The organism is Microcoleus sp. A003_D6 (genome assembly GCF_036702825.1).
GTDB lineage: Bacteria > Cyanobacteriota > Cyanobacteriia > Cyanobacteriales > Microcoleaceae > Microcoleus.
This window is the reverse complement of sequence record NZ_JAUBWA010000270.1, coordinates 1-2,496: the sequence shown is the minus strand read 5'-3', so window position 1 is coordinate 2,496 and position 2,496 is coordinate 1. Positions and strand designations below refer to the sequence as shown.

Annotated in this window: 2 protein-coding genes and 1 pseudogene; 1 reads left to right on the top strand and 2 read right to left on the bottom strand. The window is 44.4% G+C overall.

What is annotated here, in order from left to right:
* Window positions 1-117 precede the first annotated feature (117 nt).
* Window positions 118-840: a DevA family ABC transporter ATP-binding protein gene (locus tag QUB70_RS32315; protein WP_332985886.1), complete on the top strand. Its 723-nt coding sequence runs from the start codon at window positions 118-120 to the stop codon at window positions 838-840.
* Window positions 841-857: 17 nt separating this feature from the next.
* On the opposite strand, the gene QUB70_RS32310 is transcribed toward QUB70_RS32315, so the two are convergent.
* Together QUB70_RS32310 and QUB70_RS32305 are read right to left on the bottom strand one after the other, a co-directional pair.
* Window positions 858-1,769: a hypothetical protein gene (locus QUB70_RS32310; protein ID WP_332985885.1), complete on the bottom strand. Its 912-nt coding sequence runs from the start codon at window positions 1,767-1,769 to the stop codon at window positions 858-860.
* Window positions 1,770-2,313: 544 nt separating this feature from the next.
* Window positions 2,314-2,496, bottom strand: a pseudogene (locus tag QUB70_RS32305) (RNA-guided endonuclease TnpB family protein); the annotation flags it as partial.

Genomic DNA, 2,496 nt, shown 5'->3' with positions numbered 1-2,496 from the left:
AAGGAAGAAGGAAGAAGGAAGAAGGAAGAAGGAAGAAGGAAGAAGGAAGAAGGAAGAAGGAAGAAGGAAGAAGGAAATACCAATTACAAATTACGAATTAACAGCTACAAATTATCAATGAATACTTTACCAGTTGTCTCAATTAAAAATCTCAATCATTACTTCGGCGAAGGACAACTTCGCAAACAGACATTATTTGACATCAACCTCGAAATTTATCCGGGTGAAATCGTGCTGATGACTGGACCTTCGGGGTCGGGTAAAACAACTTTGTTAACCTTGATTGGAGCTTTGCGATCGATCCAAGAAGGTAGTCTTAAAATTCTCGACCAAGAATTGTCGGGAACGGGGAAAAATAAATTAGTTCAAGTCCGCCGCGACATCGGTTATATTTTCCAAGCTCATAACTTGCTCAAATGCTTGAGTGCTAGGCAAAACGTGCAAATGTCTTTAGAACTGCACAGCCATCTTTCTGGGCAAGAAACTAATGATAAAATAGAGCGAATGCTGGAAGCTGTGGGGTTGGGAGAAAGAATAGATTATTACCCGGACAGTCTTTCTGGCGGACAGAAACAAAGAGTTGCGATCGCCCGCGCATTAGTCAGCCAGCCCAAATTAATCTTAGCCGACGAACCTACAGCAGCGCTAGACAGCAAATCCGGTCGAGATGTGGTGGAAATCATGCGAGGTTTAGCCAAAGAACAGCACAGTACCATCTTGCTCGTCACCCACGACAACCGGATTTTAGATATTGCCGATCGCATTATTCACATGGAAGACGGCTACCTCGCACAAGATACATCAACACCGGCTGCAACAGGCGTTCTTTCTGCAAAATAAAATTAATTCACCTAAACTTATTTCCGAGAACCGGGACGCTTTCCTCCTACTTTGGCTGGACTTTTTGTCCCACCTTTGGCTGGACTTTTAGAACTACTTTTACCACTTTTTTGGCCTTTAGCTCCTGTCAACTGGCTCTCAGCGTCATTCGCAGGTCTGCCGGCAGGCGTTCTCGTAGTCCTAAAGGTAACATTTACCCCTTCATTCGACTGTTCCAGCACCAACATCGGCGTGGGCTTGGCCTTTTGATCCCACTCAATGTGAACGATGCGACCTTGAATTGTCGGCTGCCAACTGTCGTGGTCGTCTGAAGGACTCAGATAAGTTTCCAAACAGTCAATAATTTGATTAATTGTCGCTGATGTTGCCTGAGTTGGCAGTTTCATCAGCTTAATTTGAATCCGAAACAGCACTCGCTTTTCTATTTTTACTGCGGGATCTCCAGTTTCGTATTCGATATCAAACATCGAATCTACTTGCCTGCCGCTGCCGGCATTCCCGTTTTTATCTCCCACTGCACCCTGAGTCGGACGCAGGGCAATACTAATTTTGTCTTTGACTTTTACCTTAATCTGGTTCACAATGGCAAAGTGAAAGACTTCTTCCGCCATCCGCATTCTCAGGTAGTCTAAATTAAAGTCTCGCGAGTGGATGAGGTCGGGATTTTTTTCCATCTTTGACAGGGTTTCCAGAGCCATTTTGTATTTTTTCTGGAGTTCTCGATTTCTAAACTCCTCAAATTTGAGCTTTTTGCTCAAATCGCCGAGTTTTAGCTTGGTAAACACCGCTAAACCGATAAGCAATAACAACAGTAATCCCGACGCTCCCATGAAGAGTTGGTCTGAGGACGGATCTCCCGGTTTAGACTGTTTAGGTTTGGGAGAGGCTACTGCCAACCTTGGTTCTACAAGGATTATTTGGGTTGACATGGGCTTTTAAAGGGTAAAATTTGACGCTATATTTATACAAGGCCCCAGAGTAGAGCTGGTAGTGCAACTCGATCGAGCAATATTGAGATTTTTCCACCACCATCTTTCTACCACTGGATTTCTACAACTCGAACAGGCACCCTCTAATTAATACTTTATCTTTAACTGCAAGCAGGTTTCCGAAATATCGGAAAATCGCGATCGGGCATTGGCCAAAAGAAATGGTCAATTGCCTGTGATATATTATACCAGTATAGGGCAAAAAAAATGTTGGTTCGGCGGGTTCCGGCTCTAGCAAAAGAAAAATAAATACACATAAATTAATAGTAATTCTGGAAGAGAGCAGCGGAAAACATTAAGGAGAACCACCGATCGCCCGGACGATCGAGGGGCAGACGAAATCATGGTGCTAATTGCTACTGTTCGATCGCTCCCGCCGTGCCAGCCCACCGGGCGGCTTGCTGTGAGAGTCGAGCTCTAGGCGCGATCGAACAACGTCTCCTTAGCTAAGATTACAGCTAATAGCTAGTAAAAGTATAGTCATTTATTGCATGACATGGGAGGCATTAAGTCCCTCCCCCTTCACTTTTACTTTGAGCGGATTAACCCGCATTGGCTGAACTACACAGCTCCCTATCCCATCGCACAAAGCATTTGGGATTGCTTTTGAGAGAATGTTGTACGAAGCATTCACATCAGAATTAATTAACCGACCCGTCGATGTTTT

Excerpts from the sequence above, each read along its gene's own strand:
- QUB70_RS32315 (WP_332985886.1), top strand. The coding sequence starts at position 118 with ATGAATACTTTACCAGTTGTCTCAATTAAAAATCTCAATCATTACTTC.
- QUB70_RS32310 (WP_332985885.1), bottom strand. The coding sequence starts at position 1,769 with ATGTCAACCCAAATAATCCTTGTAGAACCAAGGTTGGCAGTAGCCTCT.